This window comes from Belnapia mucosa, assembly GCF_016775475.1.
Taxonomy (GTDB): Bacteria; Pseudomonadota; Alphaproteobacteria; order Acetobacterales; family Acetobacteraceae; genus Belnapia; species Belnapia mucosa.
The window spans coordinates 50,143-71,766 of record NZ_JAEUXJ010000010.1 but is presented as its reverse complement, the minus strand read 5'-3'; the positions used below and the strand labels follow the sequence as shown (position 1 = coordinate 71,766).

Sequence of the window (21,624 nt, the reverse complement as noted above, 5' to 3'; positions counted from 1 at the left end):
GGCTACGGTCAGCCCGCGACGACCCTGCCGGCGAAGACCACCAGCCCGCGCGGCGCGTGCTGCCCGATCGCCTCGCCCACCGTCTCGGCGGGAATGGCGAAGAGGTGGGCGGGCGCGCCGACCGCGAGGGCCGGCGCCTCCTCCCCCAACGCCGCGGCTCCGGCGGCGCCGACCATGTCGAAGATCTCGGCCAGCGCCGCATCGGTCCGGGCATCCAGCCGCCAGCCGATGATGGCGGCGCGTTCCAGCATGTCGCCGGTGCCATAGGGACTCCAGAGGTCGCGCAGGTTGTCGTTGCCGCAGAAGACGCGGACGCCCGCCGCGCGCAGCCGCAGCAGCGGCGGCAGGGGGGCGCCGCCGGCGCCATGGCTCACCAGCGCCAGCCCGGCTTCGGCCATCATCGCCGCGGCGGCGTCCTGCCGGCTCTCGGCGATGCCGCCGAGGCAGAAGCCGTGGCTGATCGCCACGCGCCCCTGCATGCCATGGGCCCGGGTCCGCGCCGCGATCTCGGTGAGGGTGAAGAGGCCGAGATCGCCCGCCTCATGCAGGTGGATGTCGAGGCCGACGCCATGCCGCTCCGCGAGGCGGAACAGGATATCGAGCTGACCCTTGGGGTCGCGATCCACCTCGCAGGGGTCGAGGCCGCCGAGCAGGTCCGCCCCAGACCGCAGCGCCGCGTCCAGCAGCGCCTCGGTCCCCGGCGCGGTGACGAGGCCGGCCTGGGGGAAGGCGACGGTCTGGATGCGGACCTCGCCGGCATGGCGCGATTTCGCCTCGAGGATGCCCTCCAGCATCGTCAGGCCGAAGGTCGGGGTGATGTCGGCATGGGTGCGGATCAGGGCGGTGCCCTGCGCCACGCAGCGGCGGATGAGGGCGCTGGCGCGCTCGGCGGGCGGCAGCGGCAGCTGGGGCATCAGGCGCTGGTCGGTCTCGATCCGGCTGGCGCGGGTGGGGCCGGCGGCATGCGGCATCCAGGGCAGGCCCATCAGCGTCTTGTCGAGATGGAGATGCCCGTCGGTCAGACCGGGCAGCAGCAACTGGCCGCCGATCGCCTCCACCCGCGCCGCGGGCGGCAGCGGCGCTCCGGGCGGCAGGATGGCGGCGATGCGGCCGCCGGTGCAGGCGACGGCCATGCCGGTGCGGCCATCCGGCAGCCGGGCATCGGTGAGGAGGAGATCGGCGGGGTTCATCCCCGCAGTGAAGGGGATGCGCGGACCGGCGGCAACGGCGCCGTGGCTTGGCCCAGGCGGCGCGGCATGGCCATCATCGGCAGGCCGACCCGGTTCCGCCGGGCGACCCCATCACGGAGGACGCGCCATGAAGCTGCCGGGACCCGACCATCCCATCACCATCACCCCGACCGAGGGGCGGGTGCGCGTGACCTTCGCCGGCCAAGTGGTGGCGGAGACGAGGCGGGCGCTGACGCTGCGCGAGGCCAGCTACCCGCCGGTGCAATACATCCCGCGCGAGGATGCGGCGATGGCGCTGCTGGAGCACCGGCCGCGCCGCACCCATTGCCCGTACAAGGGCGATGCCAGCTACTACAGCATCGCCGCCGGCGGGCAGCGGGCGGAGGATGCGGTCTGGAGCTATGAGGACCCCTTCCCCGCCATGGAGCAGATCCGCGGCTACCTCGCCTTCTACCCGGACCGGGTCGAGGCCATCGAGCTCGGCTGAGCCGGCACCAGGGCGCGCACCGCATCGGCCAGCGCCGCCAGGGCCCGGGCGGTATGGCCGGCGGCCGCCTCGGCCTGGGCGCGGGCGATGCCGGCCCGGGCGGCCTCAAGCGGCGGGGTCAGCCCGTCGCGGCTGATCCGCAGGCGGAGATGCGTCTCGGCGAGATCGAGATTGACCGCGCCGGCGCGGGCATGATCCCCGCGGAAGTCGTGGTCGGCGCCGAGCAGCAGGTCGAGCAGCCGCTGGGCCTCAGGCGAGCCCGCCGGCAGCGGCACCACATGCGGCGCTGGCGGGTCCTTGTCGTGTTCCGGCCCGTGATGCAGGCGGGGGACAAGGCTGGCGACGAAGATGTCGAGATAGGGGTGGGGCTTGGTCCGATCGAACATGGCGCTGTGCCTTCCGAGCGGCGACGACCGCCGCAGTTGGAATTTGGGCGCATCCGGGCTGCTCCGCCTGCGCAACTAGGCGTGAGCGCCGTGGCTTCCGCGTAACGGCGGGGCAAGCCGCTCAGACCACGCCGGCGAAGGGGGCCGGCTGTTCCTCGACCAGGGTCTCGGCGACCAGCCGCAGGGCGGATCGCAGCGCCGCGGCCCCGGGCGCCGCACCGAGGGAGAGGCGCACCTGGTTGGGCGGCGGGGCCTCGACGGCGAAGGCATCGGCCGGCACCACGGCCAGCCCGCCGCGGCGGCGGAGATGGGCCGCGAATTGCAGCCGGTCCCAGCGCGGCGGCAGGCGGAGCCAGAGATGCAGCCCCTCCGGATGGGCGGCGAAGCTGCCGGGCGGCAGGACCTCCCGCGCGATCCGCTGCCGCGCCGCACATTCGCGGCGGATCGCCGCCAGGACCCTGCCGGCGATGCCGTCGCCGATCCAGCCCGTCGCCAGCCCGGTCAGCAGGGGCGAGGCCATGAGCGTATTGGCCCGCAGCGCGCCCGCCAGCCGCGCCGCGGCCCCGGGATCGGGCGCGACGCAATAGGCGACGCGCAGCGCCGGGGTCAGGAGCTTGGAGACAGTTGCCACATGCCAGGTCAGCTCCGGCGCCAGCGAGGCCAGGGCCGGCAGCGGCGCCGAGGGCAGCAGCCCATAGGCATCATCCTCGAGGATGGGCAGGCCATGCCGCCGGGCAATCCCGGCAATCACCTGCCGCCGCGCCGGCGGCAGCGTCGCGGAGGTCGGGTTGTGGATGGTCGGGATGCAATAGAGCGCCCGCGCCCCGCCCGCTCGGCAGGCCTCTTCCAGCGCCTCGGGAACCAGGCCTTCGGCATCGGTGGCGAGGCCGCGGAGCTGGATGCCGAGCTGGGCGGCGGCGCTGCGCAGGCCAGGATAGGTGACGGCATCGGCCAGGACCGCATCGCCCGGCCCGGCCAGGCTGCCCAGCACCGCCAGCAGGGCCGGCTGGGCGCCGGGGCAGACCAGAACGCGTTCCGGGTCCACCGGGCCGAGCGTCGGGCGCAGCCAGGCGGCGCCGGCCGCCCGCTCCTCGGCAGTGCCGGCACCGGTGCGATAGGTCAGCAGGCCGGGCGCATCGCGCGCGAGCAGCGCCGCCAGCCCCTGTCGGAGCAGGTCGCGCAGCGGCGGATCGGTGGGTTCCGGCGGCAGGTTCATCCCGAGATCGACGGGACCCGACGCCTCCCCGCCCGGCGGGGGGCTGATTGGCCGCTCCCGCACGAAGGTGCCGCGGCCGACCGTCGCCTCCAGCAAGCCGCGCTGGCGGGCCTCGGCATAGGCGCGGGTCACGGTGGTGAGGTCGAGGCCGAGCGCCTCGGCCAGGGCGCGGTGGGTCGGCAGCCGCTCGCCAGGCCGCAGCTCCCCTGTGGCGATGGCAGCGGCGATCGCCTCGGCGATGGCGAGGTAGATCGGACCGCCCCTGTTCCCGAGGCGGGGAACCCAGCCTGCAGTCATCTTGCGCTCAAACCCGACAATCCATATATTCGACTCAGAGCCGGACGGATTGTATGTATATCCTTCGGCATTGTATGGCAAGGGCATGCCCCTGCCCGCAAGGGAGACCGAAGATGGCCGAGACATCCAAGCTGGCCCTGGGCCTTCGGCGGGGCCTTGGCCTGCGCTGCCCGCAATGCGGCGAGGGCCGGCTGTTCGGCCGCTTCCTGAAGGTCAGCGACCATTGCGAGGCCTGTGGCGCCGACAACACCATCTACCCGTCCGACGATGCGCCGCCCTACCTGACGCTCTTCCTCGTCGGGCACCTCATCCTTCCCTTCATGTTCTGGATGGACAAGGCCTGGGAGCCGGCGATGTGGGTGATGTTCGCCCTCTGGCTGCCGCTGGTGGGCGGCATGACCCTGGCCCTGCTGCCCTATATGAAGGGCGTGGTGGTGGGCTTCGCCTGGGCCAATGGCGTCACGCGCGAGACGGCGCGGCAATAGCGGAGGGGGAAACCCCCTCCGCCCCAATCGCTCAGTCCTTGTAGTCCGGCTCCTTGCGGTCGAGGATCCGCTTCAATGCCGAGAAATGCCAATCGGCATTGGAGCGCCCGCCATATTTCTGCGCGCTGGTGCGGAAGCTGTTCATGGTGTGGTCGATGACTTCCTGCGGCAGGTGGCGCAGCGGCTTGCCCGTCCACATCGCATAGAGCTGCACCTGGGCCACGCGCTCGACATAGTAGAGCCGGTCATAGGCCTCGGCGACGGTGCGGCCGACCGTGGCGACGCCATGGTTCGCCATCATCAGCACGGTCTTGTCGCCGATGACGCCGGCCAGCCGCTCACCCTCGGCGGGGTCGAAGGCGAGGCCGGTATAGGTCAGGTCATAGGCGGTGTGGATCATGGTGCCGAGCTCGGTCTGGCCGATCGGCAGGATCCGCGGATCCTCGAGCCGCGACAGCGCGCTGGCATAGGGCATATGGGTGTGGAAGACGGCGGCGGCGGCCGGGATCAGCCGGTGCATCGGCGCATGGATGCAATAGGCGGAGCGCTCGATCTCGCCCTCGCCGGCCAGGCGTGCGCCGTCATAGCCGATTTCCATGAAGCAGCTGGCCGTCACCTCGGACCAATGGGTGCCGAAGGGGATCTGGTAGTAGCGATCCTCCGTGCCCGGGACACGCAGGGTGAAGTGGTTGAAGATGCCCTCATGGAAGCCGTGCATGACGGCGAGGCGATGGGCGGCGGCGAGGTCGATGCGGGCCTGCCAGCGCTGGTCGGCCAGCGTCAGCTCCTCGGTGGGGACGGATTCCAGCGGCATGAACGGCTCCTTCCTAGACGGAGCGACGATGCTAAGCCGATGAGCAGCAGGGGCAAGCTTTCGCTGCGGCTCAGCAGCCGGGCGGGGCGGTCCGGTCCGTGGGCCCGATCAGGCTGAAGCGGAAGGGCGTGGCGGCGGCGGGATCGACCTCGACCACCACGGCGCGCGTATCGCCATCGCCCGGGACCATGACGCGGAGCAGGTTCAGCGCGGCCGGTGCCGGCCGGTCCTCCAGCCAGAAATGGCTGTCGCCATGCAGCAGCAGCACCGGGCGGCCGAAGCGGCGGGCGGCTTCGGCCAGGGCGTTGCGGGTATCGACATGGCCGGCGACGGTGCCGCGGCCGCAGCGGTCGCGGAAATACAGATCGGCCTGCAGGGCGACGACCACCGCCTGGCTGCGGGCGGCCGTGGCGGCGGCGAAACCTGCCTCCAGCCAGGCGAGGTTGGCGGCGTTGCGCGCCGGATACTCGGCGGCGGCGCCGGGCGGCAGGCCGGGCTGGTTGTCGAGCGGCCGGTTGTTGTCGGAGCCGGGGACATGGAGGGTGAGGAAGGTCACCCCCTCCCGCTCCCAGCGGGCATTCTCCGGATAGCCCCGATGCGCCGGGTCGAGATCGGATTGCCGCAGCAGGCGCATGGGCGCCTGGCCGAGGCTGACCGGGGCGGAGAAGAAGCGGGCGCGCAACAGGGCGAGGCGTTCGAGCGGATCGTGCCGGCCGGCGCGGGGCTGCCAGCAATCGGTCCACTCATTGTCGCCCGGCGTATAGACCAGCGGCCCGGCGATGCGGTTGAACCAGGCGGCGGTGCGGTCGAGGATGATGGCGTCGGTGCAGGCCTCGTTCCCCGCCTTGGTGTCCCCGAGGAAGACGCTGAAGGCGGGGCGGGCGGCATTGATCTCCGTGGTCAGCGCTTCGACCCGCGCGACCTCGGCCGGGCAGTCGGTGGGGCCGGTGCGGCAATAGGGCATGTCGCCGAAGGCGACGAAGCGGAAGGGCTCGGCCGCAGCCGGCAGGGCGAGGAGCGAGAGCAGAAGCAGGGCAAGCAGGCGCATGGCGGCAGGCTAGCCCGGTACTGCCAGGGGCGACAGTGACCGAACCGGGTCAGCCGGGCCGGTTGCCTTCGCCGCGTGGGCGGGCTACCGCCCCCCGACCATGCGCACCGAGGATTTCGACTTCGACCTGCCCGAGCGGCTGATCGCCCAGGAACCGGCGCGGCCGCGCGATGCGGCGCGGCTCCTGGTCGTGGGACGGGAGGCGGCGGAGGATCGCCTCATCCGCGACCTGCCCGGCCTGCTGCGGCCGGGCGACATCATGGTGGTGAACGATACGCGGGTGATCCCGGCCCGGCTGCGCGGCCGCCGGGGCGAGGCGGCCGTCGAGATCATGCTGAACCGCGCCGAGGGCGGCGGGCTCTGGGAAGCGCTGGTGCGGAATGCCCGCCGGCTGCGCCCGGGCGACACGGTGGCCATCGAGGGCGCCCCTGCCCTCGCCCCGCGCGTGGTCGAGCGGCGGGAGGGCGGCGTGGTGCTGCTCGATTTCGGCCCCGACCAGGCGGCACTGGCCGCGGCACTGGAGGCGGCCGGCGAGGTGCCGCTGCCGCCCTACATCGCCCGGCCCGAGGGGCCGCGGCCGGAGGACCGGGAGGACTACCAGACCATCTTCGCCGCCCGCCCCGGCGCCGTCGCCGCGCCGACCGCGAGCCTGCATTTCACCCCCGCGCTGCTGGAGGCGCTGGCGGCGCGCGGGGTCGGCCGGGCGGTGGTGACGCTGCATGTCGGCGCCGGCACCTTCCTGCCGATGCGGGCCGAGGATCCGCGCGAGCACAAGCTGCACCCGGAATGGGGCGAGGTCGGCGAGGAGGCCGCCGCTGCCATCAATGCCGCGCGGGCGGCGGGCGGGCGCATCCTCGCCATCGGCACCACGGCGCTGCGGCTGCTGGAGACGGCAGCGGGGGCGGATGGGCGGATCGCGCCCTTCCGGGGCCTGACGGATATCTACCTGCTGCCTGGCCATCGCGTCCGCGGCGCCGATCTGCTGCTGACCAATTTCCACCTGCCGCGCAGCACGCTCTTCATGCTCGTCTCAGCCTTCGCCGGCGTCGCGCGGATGCGGGCGGCCTATGCGCATGCGATCGCGGCCGGCTACCGCTTCTACAGCTATGGCGATGGCAGCCTGCTCTGCCGCGAGGATCTGCCATGACCCTGCATTGGACCCCGGCGGCGCGGGACGGCGCGGCGCGGGCCGGCGTGCTGCATACCGCGCATGGCACGGTGGAGACGCCGGTCTTCATGCCGGTCGGCACCGCCGGCACCGTCAAGGCCATGACCGCCGATGCGGTGCGGGCGACGGGCGCGCGGATGGTGCTCGGCAATACCTACCACCTGATGCTCCGCCCGGGGGCGGAGCGCGTGGCGCGGCTCGGCGGGCTGCACCGCTTCATGGACTGGCACGGGCCGATCCTGACCGATAGCGGCGGCTACCAGGTGATGAGCCTGGCAGGCCTCCGCACCATGGACGAGGAAGGCGTCACCTTCCGCAGCCATGTCGATGGGGCGAAGCACCGGCTGACTCCGGAACGGAGCGTCGAGATCCAGCGCCTGCTCGGCGCTGATGTGACCATGTGCTTCGACGAATGCACCCCCTTCCCCGCGACGGAGGAGCAGGCGGCCACCTCCATGCGGCTGTCCATGCGCTGGGCGGCGCGGTCGCGCGCGGCCTTCCAGCCACGCGAGGGCCATGGGCTGTTCGGCATCGTCCAGGGCGGCGTGCATCCGCCACTGCGGGCCGAGAGCGTCGCGGCGCTGACCGCGATCGGCTTCGAGGGCTATGCGGTCGGCGGCCTCGCGGTCGGCGAAGGCCAGGCGGCGATGTTCGCGACGCTCGACTGCACCGTGCCGCTGATGCCGCAGGAGGCGCCGCGCTACCTGATGGGCGTCGGCACGCCGGCCGATATCCTGGGCGCCGTCTGGCGCGGGATCGACATGTTCGACTGCGTCATCCCGACGCGCTCGGGCCGCACCGGGCGGGCCTATACCAGCCGCGGCGTCCTGAACCTGCGCAATGCCCGGCATGCCGAGGACCCCTCCCCGCTCGATCCGGCCTGCGGCTGCCCGGCCTGCGCGCGGCATTCGCGGGCCTATCTGCATCACCTCATCAAGGCGGAGGAGATGCTGGGGCCGATGCTGCTGACCTGGCACAACATCCAGTACTACCAGGATTTGATGCGCGGCATCCGCGACGCCATATGCGCGGGGCGCCTGGCCGAACACGCGGCGGCGTTGGAGGCGGGCTGGGGATCATCCCCCCAGGCGCCCGCGGAGGAGAAGGATGGCTGAGGCGACCACCGATACCACCGGCCTGACCCTGCTCGGCCGCCCGTCCGGGCTGCCGGCGAGCCCGGAGGAGGCGCGGCTGGAGCGGGTGCCCAACCCGCATCCCGGCACGCGCTACTGCGTGCGCTTTGCCGCGCCGGAATTCACCTCGCTCTGCCCACTGACCGGACAGCCGGATTTCGCCCATCTGGTGATCGACTACATCCCCGGCGACTGGCTGGTGGAGAGCAAGTCGCTGAAGCTCTATCTTGGCAGCTTCCGCAACCACGGCGCCTTCCACGAGGCCTGCACGGTCGCCATCGGCCGGCGGCTGGTCGAGGAGCTGGCGCCGGAATGGCTGCGCATCGGCGGCTATTGGTATCCGCGCGGCGGCATCCCGATCGATGTCTTCTACGCCACCGGCCCGGCGCCCGACGGCGTCTGGGTGCCGGATCAGGGCGTGCCGGGATATCGCGGGCGGGGCTAGAGCTCCGCCGCGATCTCCTCGGCGCTCATGAAGGGGAAGCGCAGCCAGAGCGTGCTCTTCGGATCGGCCAGCGCCTTGCACCATTGCGGGATCTTGCCGGCCGGGGCGGTCTTGGTGCCGGTGACGGCGCCGCCATTCGGATATTGCCGGACCTGCGGGTTCATGAAGGCATGGCCGGCGCTGACATGGCCGTAGACGCCATAGCCTTCCTGCGCCCAGGGCTTCATCGCCTCGGAGATGCGCCAGGCATAGCCGCCATCCACGCCGCAGGTGCAGGCATAGAGCACGACCTTCACCGAATACTGGCCATAGGCCCAGACGGCATTGGTCAGCTCGTCGAGGGATTTCAGGTTGAAGCCGGCCGAGGGCATGCCGTCCTTGTAGCCATGGCCGAAATAGACGATCGCGTCATACCAGCCGCTGGCGGCACCGACGCTCAGCGCGTTGAGGATGGAGGCGCGGCGCTGGTCGCCCGGCAGGTGGTTGTCGAATTTGAACATGGTCACGTCGCAGCCGAGCTTCTTGTAGTATTTCTCGTACATGGCGGCGCCGGGCCAGAAAGCGCCGGTGGCGTCATTCCCCTGTGGGTTGTTCACATCGGGCGCCTGATTGTGCATGGGGTAGAAGACGAAACTGCGCTGGGGATTTTCCATTCTCGTCTCCTGTCGGCCACTGACGGGATTGTAACCGTGGCGTCCCGGCGGCAGCTTTCATCAGGCCGTTACTATTGTTGCGTCTGTCGCAGTTCTTGTCGCGGCGATGGCGAGGATTTCCGCCAGAGGCGGAGATGCTGTAGGAGCGCCCCGTGACCGCTGATCCCATTCGCGCCGAGGCGCGGCGTCTCGGCTTCGACGCCGTGGCCTTCACCACCGCCACCCTGCCCGAGGAAGCACGCGCGCGGCTGAACCGCTTCCTCGCCGAGGGGATGCATGGGACGATGGGCTGGATGGAGGGCCGGGCCGAGCAGCGGGCGCATCCCCGCGCCCTCTGGCCCGAGGCGGTGAGCGTCGTCTCCCTCGGCCTGAGCTATGCCCCGGCCGGCGACCCGCTGGCGGTGCTGGCGCAGCGGGATCGCGGCGCGATCAGTGTCTATGCGCAGAACCGCGACTATCATGACGTGGTGAAGGCCCGACTGAAGGCCCTCGCCCGCTGGATGGTCGCCCGCTGGCCGGACGCACTGGTCAAGGTCTTCGTGGATACGGCGCCGGTGATGGAGAAGCCGCTGGCGCAGCAGGCCGGGCTCGGCTGGCAGGGCAAGCACACCAATCTGGTCAGCCGCCAGCACGGCTCCTGGCTCTTCCTCGGCGAGATCTACACCACGCTCGAGCTGCCGTCCGATCCGCCGGGGCAGGACCGGTGCGGCAGTTGCAGCGCCTGCCTCGATATCTGCCCGACCCGCGCCTTCCCGGAGCCGCGGCGGCTCGATGCGCGGCGCTGCATCAGCTACCTCACCATCGAGCATCGCGGGCCGATCCCGGAGGAGCACCGGGCGGCCATGGGCAACCGCATCTATGGCTGCGACGACTGCCTCGCGGTCTGTCCCTGGAACAAATTCGCCCGCGCCCATAGCGAGCCCGCCTTCGCCCCGCGCGCCACGCTGGATGCGCCACGCCTGGCCGAACTGGCGGGGCTGGACGATACCGGCTTCCGGGCGCTGTTCACCGCGAGCCCGGTCAAGCGCATCGGCCGCGACCGCTTCATCCGCAACGTGCTGGTCGCCATCGGCAATTCCGGCGATCCTGCGTTGCGCGCCACGGCCCAGACGCTGACGGAGGATCCGGACCCGGTGGTGGCGGAGGCGGCGCGCTGGGCGGCGCAACGGTTGGAGGCGGCATGATGCGGCAGGACGCAGCGCTGGTGCTGTTCAGCGGCGGGCAGGACAGCGCCACCTGCCTTGCCTGGGCGCTCGACCGCTTCGCCCATGTCGAGACCATCGGCTTCGATTACGGCCAGCGCCACCGGGTCGAGCTGGAGGTGCGCGACGCCTTCCGCGCCCGCCTGCTGCGCGAGAACCCCGGCTGGGCCGCGAAGCTCGGCGAGGACCACCTGCTCGCGCTGGATGCGCTGCGCGCCGTCTCCGACACCGCGCTGACGCGGGAGACCGAGATCGCCATGCAGGCGGACGGGTTGCCCAATACCTTCGTCCCCGGGCGCAACCTGCTCTTCCTCACCTTCGCCGCGGCGCTCGCCTATCGGCGTGGGCTGAAGCATCTCGTCGCCGGCATGTGCGAGACGGATTATTCCGGCTATCCCGATTGCCGCGACGACACGCTGAAGGCGCTGCAGGTGGCGATCAATCTCGGCATGGAGCGGCGCTTCGTGCTGCACACGCCGCTGATGTGGCGCGACAAGGCGGCGACCTGGGCGCTGGCCGAGCGGCTCGGCGGCGGGGCACTGGTCGAGGCGATCCGCGAGGATACGCATAGCTGCTATCTCGGCGACCGCAGCCAGCTGCATGACTGGGGCTATGGCTGCGGCAGCTGCCCCGCCTGCGACCTGCGCCGCGGGGGCTGGGAGCGCTGGCGGGGACGGCTCACGGCGGGATGACGGGCGGGGGCTGCGACCATCCGGCGCATCCCGCGATGGGGCCGGATGCGCTTCCTCCTGATCCTCGCCTTCCTCCTCCTCTCGGCCTGCGGCGTGCTGCAGCCGGCCAGCGGGCCGCCGAGCTATAACGAGCGGAATATGGGCGGCACCAATAGCGGTGCCTGATCCCGGTCAGGCAATCTCGGCCAGGGTGCTGGGGTGGAACAGCGCCTCGGGCGGGATCGCCTGGGCGGCCAGCCCGTCGGCGACGGCGAAGCGGATCATCGCCGCCACCTCCTCCCGGTTGCGGGCGAAGCCATAGGGCCAGGGATCGCCGCCCATGATGGCGGCCTGTTCCTCATAGGCCGCGGCGATCCAGGGCAGCGAGGCGCGCAGCACATTGACCAGCTGCAGTTCAGCGAGGGCGATGGCGCGCGCCCGGGCGAAGGCGCGGAAGATCTCGACCGGCAGCCAGGGATAGCGCTCCGCCAGCTCCCGCCGCAGCGCGACGCAATGCATGATGGGGAAGAAGCCGGTGGCGCGGTGCCAGGCGATCTCCTCCGATTTGTAGTCGGGATAGAGCCGGGCGATGCCGGCACCGGCGGGTGGGCGCGGGGCGATCAGCGCGTCGATGGCGCCCTCGGCCAGGGCCGCCGCCGGGTCGCGGCCGAGGGGCTGCACGTCGAAGCCGGGCGGCAGGGTGATGGCGATGCGCTCGCTGCCGATGCGCCAGGCGATGCCGCGCGTATCGACGCCATAATGCTCCCGCAGGATGCCCCGCACCCAGAGCGCCGCGGTCTGCTGGTATTCCGGCAGGCCGATGGTCCGGCCGGCAAGATCGGCGGCGCCGCGGATGCCGCGGTCGGTGCGGATATAGATGGCCGAATGGCGGAAGGCCCTGCTCGGGAAGACCGGTACGCCGATATAGGCACTGTCGCCCCGCGCCGTGGTGACGATATGCGAGCCCATCGAGAGTTCGGTGATGTCGAAGGCCCGGTCGCGCAGCGCCCGGCGAAAGATGTCCTCCGGCTCGCCGGGCAGCGGCAGCAGCTCGACTCCGGGGATGGTGACGCGTCCGTCCAGCAGCGGCCGCGTACGGTCGGAGGCATGGCAGGCGAGGCTGAGGGTCAGTCGGCTCATGCGCGGGCCAGGTTGTCCGGGGTGAAGGGAAGCTGGCGCGGGCGGATGCCGAGCGCCTCGGTGATGCCGCCGGCGATGGCGGCGATGGTCGGCGCCATGCTGGCCTCGCCAGCGCCGAGGAAGGGCGCCTCCGGCCGGTCGATCAGGGCGAGTTCCACCTTCGGCACCTCGGAGAAGCGGAGGATCGGATAGTTCTCCCAATGGTCGCTGGTGACGCTGCGGCGGTCGAAGCGCACCTCCTCCAGCAGCGCGACGGAGGCGCCGTGGATGGCGCCGCCTTCATATTGGTTCAGGACGCCATCGGGATTCACCGCCTCCCCCACATCACCGGCGATCCAGAGGCGGCGGCAGAAGACGCGGTCCAGCGCCTCCACCTCGGCGATCACGGCGGCCCATGCGCCGGTATTCTTGTAGCGGGCGAAGCCGATGCCCATGCCGGAGCCCTCGCGCCGCGAGCGGCCGGCCCAGCCGGCGAGGTCGGCGACGCGCCGCAGCACGGCGATGGCGCGCGGATCGTCCAGATGGCGCAGCCGGTAGTCGAGCGGATCGACGCCGGCCAGCGCCGCCGCCTCGTCCATCACGCTCTCGATCGACCAGACATTGATCGTGGCGCCGAGGCCGCGCAGCGCGGAGGTGCGGATCGGCATCTCCAGCAGCCGCGTCGTCTCCACGCTCATCGCCGGGATGCGGTAGAGCGGCACGGCGTTCCGCGGCGCCCCGCCGCCCGCCACCATGGCCGGGTTGATGCTCGGCTTCACCGGGAAGGGCGCGGCGAGCATCGAGGCCGAGAGCAGCGTCGGCTCCGGGTCGCGGCCCGGCCGGCTGGAATGGCCGTTGCTGATGATATGGCTGCGCCAGCCGATCAGGCTGCCCTCGGCGTCCAGATCGGCCTCCACATCCACAAGCATGGCCGGCGAGAAGGGTGACCAGCCGAGCTCCTCCGCCCGCGACCAGAGCAGGCGGACCGGCCTGCCGGGCACCGCGCGGGCGGCCAGCACGGCATCCAGCGCCACGTCGTCGGCGCCGTTATGGCCGTAGCAGCCGGCGCCCTCGCGGTGGCGGACGGTGATCCGCTCCGGGTCGCAGCGCAGCGTCTTCGCCAGATCGGCGCGGAGATTGTAGGGGCCCTGGCTATGGGTGAAGACCTCCACGGTCTCGCCCTCCCAGCGCGCGACGGCGCAGGAGGGGGCGATGGAGGCATGCGCCAGATAGGGCCGGTGGAAGCTGCGGCGCAGGGTCTGCGCCACCGGCGGGGCTGGGTCGGCGCGGCTGGCGATGCCGCTGCGCTCGCCACGGCCAGCCGCCTCGCGCAGCCAGTCCGGCAGCAGGGCCTGCTCCGGCAGCGTGTCCGTCGCATCCCAGCTGGCGCGGGCGGCGAGGCGTGCTGCGGCAGCCTCCGCTTCCCATTCCGTCGCGGCGAGGACGGCGAGGAAATCGCCGTCGCGCACCACCTGCGCCTCGCCGGGCAAGGGGCCCTCACGCAGGGCGAGGAGGCGGGCGCGGCGGGCCGGCGGCCGCACCACCCGCGCATGCAGCATCCCCGGCAGGCGCAGGTCATGGACATAGCGGGCGGCGCCGAAGACCTTGTCCGGCAGGTCGATCCGCGGGATGGAACGGCCGGCGATCCGCCGCTCGCCCGGTGCGCGGGGCCGCGCCTCCTCCGGCGCCTCGCAATCCAGCAGCGCCTGGTCGGCCAATGCCCAATAGCTGCCGATCGGGCCGGCGGGACCGTGGAAGATGCCGTCCTCGATGCGGATCGCCTCGATCGGCACGCCGACGCGCTGCGCCACGACGCCGAGGAAGATGGCCCGCGCCGCGGCGCAGGCATGACGCAGCGCGCCGCCGCTGTCCTGGGTCGAGAGCGAGCCGGAGGTGACTCCCTCATCCGGGCTCTCGGGTGTCGAGGCCGGCCGCGCCTCGATGCGGGCGAGATCGACTTCCAGCTCCTCCGCCGCGATCTGGCTGAGGGTGGTCAGGATCCCCTGCCCCAGCTCCACCTTGCCGGAGGTGATGGTGACCCGCCCCTCGGGATGGATCGCCAGCCATTGGGAGAGGCGGCGGTTGGTGTTCAGGTTGCCCGGCAGACGGTGGCCCATCACGCCATCTCCCGCGCGGCCCGCGAGTCATCTCCGCGCGCTGCTCGCGCGACCGCGCGCAGGATGCGGTTGTGGCTGCCGCAGCGGCAGAGATGCGGCTCCAGCGCAATGCGGATCGCCGCCTCCTCCGGCTGCGGGTTGTGCGCCAGCAGCGCCGCGGCGCTGACCAGGATGCCGGAGAGGCAGTAGCCGCATTGCCCCGCCTGCTCGGCGAGGAAGGCGGATTGCAGCGGATGCGGCGCCTCGGGCGTGCCGAGCCCTTCCACCGTCACCACCGCCTTGCCGGTGACGGCAGCGAGGGAGAGGGTGCAGGCAGTGCGCGGCTCGCCATCCACCAGCACCATGCAGGCGCCGCATTGCTCGTTGCCGCAGCCGAAGCGCGGACCGGAGAGCCCGGCCGGGCCGCGCAGCGCGTGCAGCAGCGTCGCATCCTCCGGCAGGTCGAGCGCTACGGCGGCACCGTTCAGGGTGAAAGCGTGCATGGCGCTAGCCTATCTCGATCCGGGCCAGGCGGATCCACTCCCGCTGGCGCTCGATGTCGCGGCGGAGGAAGGCGTCGAATTCGGCGGTGCTCATCAGCATCGGCTCCGCCCCGCCACGGGCCATGCTGTCGCGCGCCGCGGGCGCGGTGAGGACCCGCCCCACCTCCTCATGCAGCCGGGCGATGATCGGTGCCGGCAGGCCGGCCGGGCCCATCAGGCCGAGCCAGATCGAAGCCTCGAAGCCCGGCACGCTTTCGGCGACGGAGGGCAGATCCGGCAGCAGCGGGCTGCGGGTGAGGCCGGTGGTGCCGAGGCCGATGACGCGGCCATTGGTGATCTGCTCCCGCATGGTCGGAATGGCGTCGAACATGATCGGCACCTGGCCGGCGATCAGCGCCGTCCGGGCCTCGTTGCTGCCGCGGAAGGGGATGTGATTGAGGCGGATGCCGGCCAGGGCGGCGAAGACCTCGGAGGCGATATGATAGGGCGTGCCGGGGCCGGAGGAGGCGTAGTCCAGCGTGCCGGGCGCCGCCTTGGCCTTGGCGATCAGCTCCGGCACCGTCCGCACGCCGAGCGAGGCGTGCACGGCGAGCACGTGATAGGCGATGTTGATGGCGGCGACCGGCGCCAGGTCCCGCATCAGCGCATAGGGCCGCTGCGGCAGCAGCGTCTCATTCGCCGTATGGGTGTTCGACATCAGCAGCAGGGTGTGGCCGTCGGGCGCCGATTTGGCGACGAGGTCGGTGCCGATGACGGCACCGGCGCCGGGCCGGTTCTCCACCACCACCGGCTGGCCGAGCGCGGCGCTGAGTGGCTCCGCCAGGAAGCGGGCGGCGAGATCGGCCGAGCCGCCGAGGCCGAAGGGGACGACGATCCGCACCGGCCGGCTGGGCCAGGCTCCCTGCGCGCGGGCGAGGCCCGGCAGGGCGAGGAGGCTGGACCCGGCGAGCAGGCTCCGGCGGCGCATCGACATTTCCCCTAAGCGTTCTTGGCCCCCAGGATTAGCCCGGCCCCGAAGCCTCCGCCAGCCAGTCCGGCGGGGGCAGGCGGAGATAGGCCTCGCGCAGCGCCGCCGACCAGCGTTCGCGGACGCCGCGGAAATAGGCATCCTCCTCGGTGATGCGGCGCCGCAGCCCGACCGAGAGCGTGTCCGCGCGATAGACCAGCAGGTCGATCGGCAGCCCGACCGTGAGGTTGGAGCGGAGCGTGCTGTCCATGCTGACCAGCACCAACTTCACCCCATCCTCGAGCGAAGTGCCGTGTTCCAGCGCCCGGTCGAGGATTGGCTTGCCGTATTTATGCTCGCCGATCTGGAGGAAGGGCGTATCGGCCGTCGCCTCGATGAAATTGCCAGCGGCATAGACCAGAAACAGGCGCGGCGGCCCGCTGGCGATCTGGCCGCCGAGCAGCAGCGAGATGTCGAACCCCACCCCTTGCGCCTTCAGCGTCGGGCCATCGGCGGCGAAGACCTCGCGCACCGCCTGGCCGACCAATTGCGCTGCGCGGAACATGCTGGTGACGGTGCGGAGCGTCAGCACCTCATTGCCGAGCGAGACGCCTTCCTGCAGCCGGTTCCACACCGCCTGAGTGATGGCGAGGTTGCCCGCCGAAAGGACGGCCAGCACCCGGTCGCCGGCGATCTCCTCGACCTGCATCTTGCCGAAGATCGAGATGTTGTCGACGCCCGCATTGGTGCGGGTGTCCGAGAGCAGGACCAGGCCGTCGCGCAGATGCAGGCCGACGCAATAGGTCATCAGTGGCGGATGTAGAAGGCGTCGATCTCGCCGCCGAGGGCGGCGGTGCGCTCGATCATGGTGGTGAGGAAGGCGTGCAGCCCCTCCTCCATGATCGCCTCGATCCGGCCGTAGCGGAGCTGCGCCTGGAGCGTGCCGGCCAGGCGGTGGCATTCGCCGCGGCGGCCGCCCTGGTCGAGCGCGATCGCCTCCAGCGTCTCCGCCACCTCGGCGAAGCAGGCCATCAGGCTGCGCGGCAGCTCGGGGCGGAGGATCATCAGCTCCGCGATGCGGCGCGGGGTGAGTCGGTCGCGATAGACCCAGTGGTAGGAGCGCAGCGCCGAGACCGAGCGCAGCACCGCCTGCCACTGCACGTAATCCACCGCACCCTCCGCCTCCTCGGTCAGCAGGTGGTGCTTTACATCGAGCAACCGGGCCGTGTTGTCGGCGCGTTCCAGCATGGTGCCGAGATGGACGAAGCGCCAGGCCTCGTTGCGCAGCATGGTGTCATGCGCGGCGCCATTGAACAGCGTCACCCTCTCCCGCACCCAGCCGAGGAAATCGGCCAGCTTCTCGCCCTCCATCGCTTCGGGCGGCATGGCGCGCATCTGGTTCCAGGTATCGTTCAACGACTCCCACATATCGACGGTGAGGGCGGTGCGGACGGCGCGGGCATTGCGCCGCGCCGCCTCGATGCAGGCCACGATGCCGGAGGAGTTGTCGAGATCGAAGACCAGCCAGTGCACCACGGCCTCGGCGGTCGGCGCCTCGTATTTCCGGTAGAAGCTGGCATCGCCGCCCGAGGCGGTGAGCAGCGAACGCCATTCGTCGTCCTCGGCACCGAGCCCGGCGCTGACGGCCGCCATGCGGGAGGCAACGGCGAGCCCGCGCGCGACATTGCCGGCGCGTTCGGTATAGCGGGCCAGCCAGAACAGGCTGTCGGCGGTGCGGCTGAGCATCAGCCCCCCATCGACTGCGATTGGGATTGCGAGCCGAAGGACTGGGATTGCGACTGGGACTGCCCCTGGGACTGCCCCTGGGACTGGCCCTGGGACTGCATCCCCTCCGCCGGGGCGCCCGGCCCCTCATCCTCGAGGATCCAGGTATCCTTGGTGCCGCCGCCCTGCGACGAATTCACCACCAGCGATCCTTCGCGGATGGCGACGCGGGTGAGGCCGCCGGGGACGATGCGGATCTCCTTCCCCGAAAGGATGAAGGGACGCAGATCGACATGGCGCGGGGCGATCCCCTGCTCCACCACGGTCGGGCAGGTCGAGAGCGCCAGCGTCGGTTGGGCGATATAGTCGCCGGGGCGCGCCAGGATGCGGGCGCGGAATTCCTCGCGCAGGTCGCGGGTCGCATGCGGCCCGATCATCATGCCGTAGCCGCCCGATCCCTTGGCCAGCTTCACCACCAGCTTGTCGAGATTGGACAGGACATAGCGGCGGTCCTCCTCCCGATCGCAGAGATAGGTGGGGACATTCGCCAGCAGCGGTTCCTCGCCGAGATAGAAGCGGATCATCTCCGGCACATAGGGGTAGACCGCCTTGTCATCGGCGATCCCGGCGCCCGGCGCATTGGCCAGGGCGACATTGCCGGCGCGATAGGCGGACATCAGCCCGGGCACGCCGACCAGGCTGTCCGGCCGGAAAGCCTTGGGGTCGAGGAATTCATCATCGATCCGGCGATAGATCACATCCACCCGGCGCGGCCCGGCCGTGGTCCGCATATGCACCACGTCGTTCTCGACGCAGAGATCGGCGCCCTCCACCACCTCGATCCCCATCTCATCGGCGAGGAAGCAGTGTTCGTAATAGGCGCTGTTATAGGGGCCGGGGGTGAGCAGCACGACGCAGGGATCGGCGGCGGCCTTGGGCGGGGCCACGGCCTTCAGCGTCTCCAGAAGCTCCTCCGGATAGCGGCTGACCGGGGCGACCCGGTGGCGGGCGCAGAGCCGGGGGAAGAGGCGGAGCATCGCCTCGCGGTTCTCCAGCATGTAGGAAACGCCGGAGGGCGTGCGGCAATTATCCTCGAGGACGTAGAACTCGTCCGGCCCGGTGCGGACCATGTCGATGCCGGAGACATGGGTATAGACGCCGCCGGGCGGCTTCAGCCCGACCATCTCGGCGCGATAGCCCTCATTCTCCAGCACCAGGGCCGCGGGGATGCGGCCGGCGCGGATGATCTCCTGCCCGCCATAGACATCGGCGAGGAAGGCGTTCAGCGCCCGCACCCGCTGGCGGAGGCCGGCGGCCATCCGGTCCCATTCCGAGCGCGTGATGATGCGCGGGATCAGGTCGAAGGGGATGAGGCGCTCGGGGTCCCCACCCTCGCCATAGACGGCAAAGGTGATGCCGATGCGGCGGAACAGCAGCTCCGCCTCGCGGCGCTTGGCATCCAGCTGCTCGCGCGGGGTGTCGCGCAGCCATCGTTCGATTTCCGCATAGGCGGCGCGGACGCCGTCCTCTGCCCGCATTTCGTCAAAAGCGGCGGTTCTTGCCTGCGACACGGACGCTTGGGTCCCCTTCGTTCTGCCTGGCCCTGGCTTCAAGGCTGCACGGAGGCAGGCCTAGCCGCAAGCGCCGCCTCGGCCGGAAATGCTCCTGCTTGCGCCGTTCTGCCCAAGCCATGGCCAGGGTCCAAGGGAGGGCGACGCATTTGGCGCCAGCCCGGGCTTCACTATGCTGCGGGCAGCATGGGGCGGGAGCCAGGGAATGCCGGCGGAGAAGACAGGGGTGGAGATGACGGGGGCGGAAGCGGTTGCCGCGGCGCTGGCGGCGGCGGGCGTCGCGCGCATCCATGGTGTGCCGGGGGGTGGCTCCAGCCTCGCCCTGATCGAGGCGGCGGCGGCACGGGGCATCCGCTTCGTCCTCGCCCGGCAGGAAAGCGCCGCGGTCATCATGGCGGCGACCGAGGCCGAGTTGACCGGCCGGCCCGGCGTCGCCCTGGTGACGCGCGGCCCCGGCGTGTCCAATGCCGCGAACGGGATGGCGCAGGCGAGCCTCGACCGCGCCCCGGTGCTGCTGCTGGCCGATGGCTTCACCGGCGCCGAGCGGGCCTATGCCAACCATCAGTTCTTCGACCATGCCGCGCTGCTGGCGCCGGTGACCAAGGGCGCGGCCCGGGCGGTGGAGCCCGGGGCGGCGGCCGGGGTGATGGCGGCGAGCCTGCTGGCGCTGGCGATGGCAGCGCCGCGTGGGCCGGTGCTCCTGGAACTCTCGGCCGCGGCGGCGCGGGCCCCTGCCCTGCCCGCCCCCCCGGTCGATGCGGCGCCGCTCGCCTTCACCCCTGGCCCGGCCCTGGCCGAGGCGCGGCGGCTGCTGGCTGCCGCCCGGAGGCCGGTGGTGGTGGCCGGGCTGGAGGCGATGGAGCCCGAAGCCTGCGCCGCGCTGCGCGGCCTGCTGGCGGCGCTCGGCTGCCCCGGCCTCGTCACCTACAAGGCCAAGGGCGTGGTGCCGGACGGGGACCCGCTGTTCGGCGGCGTCTTCACCGGCGGGGCGGCGGAAGCGCCGCTGCTGGCCGAGGCGGATTGCATCATCCTGGCCGGTGCCGATCCGGTGGAGTTCATCCCGCAACCCTGGCGCTTCACCTCGCCGGTGATCGACCTGGCGACGGCGCCGCGGCCCCTCGCCTACCGTGCCCCGGCAGCGGCGCTGCACGGCCCGCTGGCCCCGGCCCTGGCCGCGCTGGCCGAGGGCGCATCCCGCAGCGGCTGGGAGGAGCAGACGATCGCCGCGCATCGGTCGCGCTGGCGGGCGGCGCTGGCGAATGGCCCGGCGGGCGGCAATCGCGGCCTTTCGCCCCAGGCGGTGGTGGAGCTGGCGGCCGAGGCCTGCAGCGCGGCCGGACGGGAGCCGCGTGTCTCGGTCGATGCCGGGGCGCATATGTTCCCCTGCACCAGCTTCTGGCCGGCGCGGCATCCGGGCGACCTGCTGATCTCGAACGGGCTCGCCACCATGGGCTTCGCCCTGCCCGCCGGCATCGCCGCGGCGCTGGTGGATCCCGGGCGGGGCGCGATCGCCTTCACCGGCGATGGCGGCTTGCTGATGGCACTCGGCGAGCTGGCGACGGCGGCGGTGCTCGGCACCAGGCTGACCGTCGTGGTGTTCAACGATGCGACGCTCTCGCTGATCGACATCAAGAAGGACGGGCGGGCGGTGCCGGGCGAGGCGCTGGGCTGGCCGCTGGCGGATTTCGCCGCGGTCGCCGAGGGCCTGGGCGGGCTCGGCCTGCGGGCGCGGGATGAGGCGGGCTATCGCGCGGCGCTGGAACAGGCGCTGACCGCACCCGGCCTCGCGGTGGTCGATGTGCTGGTCGATCCCGGCAGCTACCCGGCCCAGATCAAGGCGCTGCGCGGATGAGCGGCGACCCGCATGCGATCGAGACGCCGGAGCAGCTCGCGGCGCATTACGCCGCGCCGCATCCGCGCTTCCTGGCCAAGGTGACGGATCGGCTGGAGGCGACATCCCTCGCCTTCATCGCCGCCTCGCCCTGGTGCGTGCTGGCGACCTGCGGGCGGCGCGGCGCGCATGCGACGCCGCGCGGCGATGCGCCGGGCTTCGTGCAGGCGATCGACGAGCGGACGCTCGCCCTGCCCGACCGGCGCGGCAACAACCGGCTGGATGCCTTCCACGACATCCTGGAGAACCCGGAGGTCGCGCTGCTCTTCGTCGTGCCCGGCGCGGGGGAGACGCTGCGGGTGAATGGCAGGGCGCGGCTCACCGCCGATCCGGCGCTGCGGGCCCGCTTCGCGGTCGAGGGCAAGGAGCCGGCGACGGTGCTGCTGGTCACCGTGCGGGAGATCTATGCGCATTGCGCGAAGTCGGTGATGCGCTCCCGCCTCTGGGGCGAGCAGCCGCGGCCGGCGGGGCTGCCGACCAATGGCCAGTTGATCGCGGCGCATACCGCCGGCGGACGGATCGACGCGGCGGAATACGAGGCCGCCTACCAAGCCCGCATCCGGGCCGAGATGTACTAG

At 71.8% G+C, this 21,624-nt stretch carries 22 protein-coding genes; 9 read left to right on the top strand and 13 right to left on the bottom strand.

From position 1 onward, the window contains the following. Positions 1-8: 8 nt before the first annotated feature. Complete coding sequence (locus JMJ55_RS20660) at positions 9-1,190, bottom strand: amidohydrolase (RefSeq protein WP_202827499.1); 1,182 nt, start codon at positions 1,188-1,190, stop codon at positions 9-11. A 127-nt stretch (positions 1,191-1,317) separates the two neighbouring features. On the opposite strand from JMJ55_RS20660, the gene JMJ55_RS20655 reads away from it, so the two are divergent. Further along, positions 1,318-1,677, top strand: coding sequence for a DUF427 domain-containing protein (locus JMJ55_RS20655; protein WP_202827498.1), 360 nt, complete (start codon positions 1,318-1,320; stop codon positions 1,675-1,677). Here the strand turns inward: JMJ55_RS20655 and JMJ55_RS20650 are convergent. Next, a complete protein-coding gene (locus JMJ55_RS20650) occupies positions 1,641-2,063 on the bottom strand; it encodes a hypothetical protein (protein ID WP_202827497.1) in 423 nt (140 codons plus the stop codon). The two genes, JMJ55_RS20655 and JMJ55_RS20650, sit on opposite strands and share 37 nt — an antisense overlap. Positions 2,064-2,184: 121 nt before the next feature. Further along, positions 2,185-3,576 carry an aminotransferase-like domain-containing protein gene (locus JMJ55_RS20645; protein WP_202827496.1) on the bottom strand — a complete coding sequence of 464 codons (1,392 nt, stop codon included), beginning with the start codon at positions 3,574-3,576 and terminating at the stop codon, positions 2,185-2,187. 113 nt (positions 3,577-3,689) lie between these two features. Between JMJ55_RS20645 and JMJ55_RS20640 the strand changes: the two genes are divergently transcribed. Beyond that, on the top strand, positions 3,690-4,061 hold the full coding sequence (locus JMJ55_RS20640) for a DUF983 domain-containing protein (protein ID WP_202827495.1): 372 nt from the start codon (positions 3,690-3,692) through the stop codon (positions 4,059-4,061). A gap of 31 nt (positions 4,062-4,092) precedes the next feature. Here the strand turns inward: JMJ55_RS20640 and JMJ55_RS20635 are convergent, their stop codons facing one another. Beyond that, on the bottom strand, positions 4,093-4,875 hold the full coding sequence (locus JMJ55_RS20635; protein WP_202827494.1) for a class II aldolase/adducin family protein: 783 nt from the start codon (positions 4,873-4,875) through the stop codon (positions 4,093-4,095). A gap of 70 nt (positions 4,876-4,945) precedes the next feature. Then, positions 4,946-5,923, bottom strand: coding sequence for a hypothetical protein (locus tag JMJ55_RS20630; RefSeq protein WP_202827493.1), 978 nt, complete (start codon positions 5,921-5,923; stop codon positions 4,946-4,948). A 100-nt stretch (positions 5,924-6,023) separates the two neighbouring features. On the opposite strand from JMJ55_RS20630, the gene queA reads away from it, so the two are divergent. The 3 genes from queA to queF are packed head-to-tail and all read left to right on the top strand — an operon-like array spanning position 6,024 to position 8,669. After that, positions 6,024-7,070, top strand: a complete 1,047-nt coding sequence (gene queA / locus JMJ55_RS20625) for a tRNA preQ1(34) S-adenosylmethionine ribosyltransferase-isomerase QueA (RefSeq protein WP_202827492.1) — start codon at positions 6,024-6,026, stop codon at positions 7,068-7,070. Further along, positions 7,067-8,206: a tRNA guanosine(34) transglycosylase Tgt gene (gene tgt, locus JMJ55_RS20620; RefSeq protein ID WP_202827491.1), complete on the top strand. Its 1,140-nt coding sequence runs from the start codon at positions 7,067-7,069 to the stop codon at positions 8,204-8,206. The genes queA and tgt overlap by 4 nt, the downstream gene beginning before the upstream one ends. Next, complete coding sequence (gene queF / locus JMJ55_RS20615; RefSeq protein ID WP_202827490.1) at positions 8,199-8,669, top strand: preQ(1) synthase; 471 nt, start codon at positions 8,199-8,201, stop codon at positions 8,667-8,669. The genes tgt and queF overlap by 8 nt, the downstream gene beginning before the upstream one ends. On the opposite strand, the gene JMJ55_RS20610 is transcribed toward queF, so the two are convergent. Further along, on the bottom strand, positions 8,666-9,322 hold the full coding sequence (locus JMJ55_RS20610; RefSeq protein WP_202827489.1) for a hypothetical protein: 657 nt from the start codon (positions 9,320-9,322) through the stop codon (positions 8,666-8,668). The genes queF and JMJ55_RS20610 overlap by 4 nt on opposite strands. Before the next feature lie 152 nt (positions 9,323-9,474). Between JMJ55_RS20610 and queG the strand changes: the two genes are divergently transcribed. Next, complete coding sequence (gene queG / locus JMJ55_RS20605; protein ID WP_202827488.1) at positions 9,475-10,506, top strand: tRNA epoxyqueuosine(34) reductase QueG; 1,032 nt, start codon at positions 9,475-9,477, stop codon at positions 10,504-10,506. Continuing rightward, the gene (gene queC, locus JMJ55_RS20600) at positions 10,506-11,216 is read left to right on the top strand and encodes a 7-cyano-7-deazaguanine synthase QueC (protein ID WP_202827620.1); all 711 of its coding nucleotides are present in this window, start codon (positions 10,506-10,508) and stop codon (positions 11,214-11,216) included. The genes queG and queC overlap by 1 nt, the downstream gene beginning before the upstream one ends. A 171-nt stretch (positions 11,217-11,387) precedes the next feature. On the opposite strand, the gene JMJ55_RS20595 is transcribed toward queC, so the two are convergent. From JMJ55_RS20595 to JMJ55_RS20565, 7 genes are read right to left on the bottom strand one after another with little or no spacing between them, the layout of a single operon-like run. Then, the gene (locus JMJ55_RS20595; protein ID WP_202827487.1) at positions 11,388-12,335 is read right to left on the bottom strand and encodes a substrate-binding domain-containing protein; all 948 of its coding nucleotides are present in this window, start codon (positions 12,333-12,335) and stop codon (positions 11,388-11,390) included. Further along, positions 12,332-14,431: a xanthine dehydrogenase family protein molybdopterin-binding subunit gene (locus tag JMJ55_RS20590; RefSeq protein WP_202827486.1), complete on the bottom strand. Its 2,100-nt coding sequence runs from the start codon at positions 14,429-14,431 to the stop codon at positions 12,332-12,334. The genes JMJ55_RS20595 and JMJ55_RS20590 overlap by 4 nt, the downstream gene beginning before the upstream one ends. After that, positions 14,431-14,913: a (2Fe-2S)-binding protein gene (locus tag JMJ55_RS20585; protein ID WP_202827485.1), complete on the bottom strand. Its 483-nt coding sequence runs from the start codon at positions 14,911-14,913 to the stop codon at positions 14,431-14,433. Before JMJ55_RS20585 ends, JMJ55_RS20590 begins: the two co-directional genes overlap by 1 nt. A gap of 4 nt (positions 14,914-14,917) precedes the next feature. Next, positions 14,918-15,880: a tripartite tricarboxylate transporter substrate binding protein gene (locus JMJ55_RS20580; protein ID WP_202827484.1), complete on the bottom strand. Its 963-nt coding sequence runs from the start codon at positions 15,878-15,880 to the stop codon at positions 14,918-14,920. Positions 15,881-15,914: 34 nt separating this feature from the next. After that, a complete protein-coding gene (locus JMJ55_RS20575) occupies positions 15,915-16,667 on the bottom strand; it encodes a peptidase (RefSeq protein ID WP_202827483.1) in 753 nt (250 codons plus the stop codon). Next, complete coding sequence (locus tag JMJ55_RS20570; RefSeq protein ID WP_202827482.1) at positions 16,667-17,605, bottom strand: alpha-E domain-containing protein; 939 nt, start codon at positions 17,603-17,605, stop codon at positions 16,667-16,669. The genes JMJ55_RS20575 and JMJ55_RS20570 overlap by 1 nt, the downstream gene beginning before the upstream one ends. Beyond that, a complete protein-coding gene (locus JMJ55_RS20565; RefSeq protein ID WP_202827481.1) occupies positions 17,605-19,122 on the bottom strand; it encodes a circularly permuted type 2 ATP-grasp protein in 1,518 nt (505 codons plus the stop codon). The genes JMJ55_RS20570 and JMJ55_RS20565 overlap by 1 nt, the downstream gene beginning before the upstream one ends. 238 nt (positions 19,123-19,360) lie before the next feature. Here JMJ55_RS20565 and JMJ55_RS20560 point away from each other — a divergent pair, with 238 nt between their 5' ends. After that, complete coding sequence (locus JMJ55_RS20560; protein WP_202827480.1) at positions 19,361-21,007, top strand: thiamine pyrophosphate-binding protein; 1,647 nt, start codon at positions 19,361-19,363, stop codon at positions 21,005-21,007. Beyond that, entirely contained in the window at positions 21,004-21,624 is a 621-nt protein-coding gene (locus tag JMJ55_RS20555) for an MSMEG_1061 family FMN-dependent PPOX-type flavoprotein (protein ID WP_202827479.1), read from the top strand. The genes JMJ55_RS20560 and JMJ55_RS20555 overlap by 4 nt, the downstream gene beginning before the upstream one ends.

Excerpts from the sequence above, each read along its gene's own strand:
- JMJ55_RS20660 (WP_202827499.1), bottom strand. The coding sequence starts at position 1,190 with ATGAACCCCGCCGATCTCCTCCTCACCGATGCCCGGCTGCCGGATGGC.
- JMJ55_RS20655 (WP_202827498.1), top strand. The coding sequence starts at position 1,318 with ATGAAGCTGCCGGGACCCGACCATCCCATCACCATCACCCCGACCGAG.
- JMJ55_RS20650 (WP_202827497.1), bottom strand. The coding sequence starts at position 2,063 with ATGTTCGATCGGACCAAGCCCCACCCCTATCTCGACATCTTCGTCGCC.
- JMJ55_RS20645 (WP_202827496.1), bottom strand. The coding sequence starts at position 3,576 with ATGACTGCAGGCTGGGTTCCCCGCCTCGGGAACAGGGGCGGTCCGATC.
- JMJ55_RS20640 (WP_202827495.1), top strand. The coding sequence starts at position 3,690 with ATGGCCGAGACATCCAAGCTGGCCCTGGGCCTTCGGCGGGGCCTTGGC.
- JMJ55_RS20635 (WP_202827494.1), bottom strand. The coding sequence starts at position 4,875 with ATGCCGCTGGAATCCGTCCCCACCGAGGAGCTGACGCTGGCCGACCAG.
- JMJ55_RS20630 (WP_202827493.1), bottom strand. The coding sequence starts at position 5,923 with ATGCGCCTGCTTGCCCTGCTTCTGCTCTCGCTCCTCGCCCTGCCGGCT.
- queA (WP_202827492.1), top strand. The coding sequence starts at position 6,024 with ATGCGCACCGAGGATTTCGACTTCGACCTGCCCGAGCGGCTGATCGCC.
- tgt (WP_202827491.1), top strand. The coding sequence starts at position 7,067 with ATGACCCTGCATTGGACCCCGGCGGCGCGGGACGGCGCGGCGCGGGCC.
- queF (WP_202827490.1), top strand. The coding sequence starts at position 8,199 with ATGGCTGAGGCGACCACCGATACCACCGGCCTGACCCTGCTCGGCCGC.
- JMJ55_RS20610 (WP_202827489.1), bottom strand. The coding sequence starts at position 9,322 with ATGGAAAATCCCCAGCGCAGTTTCGTCTTCTACCCCATGCACAATCAG.
- queC (WP_202827620.1), top strand. The coding sequence starts at position 10,506 with ATGCGGCAGGACGCAGCGCTGGTGCTGTTCAGCGGCGGGCAGGACAGC.
- JMJ55_RS20595 (WP_202827487.1), bottom strand. The coding sequence starts at position 12,335 with ATGAGCCGACTGACCCTCAGCCTCGCCTGCCATGCCTCCGACCGTACG.
- JMJ55_RS20590 (WP_202827486.1), bottom strand. The coding sequence starts at position 14,431 with ATGGGCCACCGTCTGCCGGGCAACCTGAACACCAACCGCCGCCTCTCC.
- JMJ55_RS20585 (WP_202827485.1), bottom strand. The coding sequence starts at position 14,913 with ATGCACGCTTTCACCCTGAACGGTGCCGCCGTAGCGCTCGACCTGCCG.
- JMJ55_RS20580 (WP_202827484.1), bottom strand. The coding sequence starts at position 15,880 with ATGCGCCGCCGGAGCCTGCTCGCCGGGTCCAGCCTCCTCGCCCTGCCG.
- JMJ55_RS20575 (WP_202827483.1), bottom strand. The coding sequence starts at position 16,667 with ATGACCTATTGCGTCGGCCTGCATCTGCGCGACGGCCTGGTCCTGCTC.
- JMJ55_RS20570 (WP_202827482.1), bottom strand. The coding sequence starts at position 17,605 with ATGCTCAGCCGCACCGCCGACAGCCTGTTCTGGCTGGCCCGCTATACC.
- JMJ55_RS20565 (WP_202827481.1), bottom strand. The coding sequence starts at position 19,122 with ATGCGGGCAGAGGACGGCGTCCGCGCCGCCTATGCGGAAATCGAACGA.
- JMJ55_RS20560 (WP_202827480.1), top strand. The coding sequence starts at position 19,361 with ATGCCGGCGGAGAAGACAGGGGTGGAGATGACGGGGGCGGAAGCGGTT.
- JMJ55_RS20555 (WP_202827479.1), top strand. The coding sequence starts at position 21,004 with ATGAGCGGCGACCCGCATGCGATCGAGACGCCGGAGCAGCTCGCGGCG.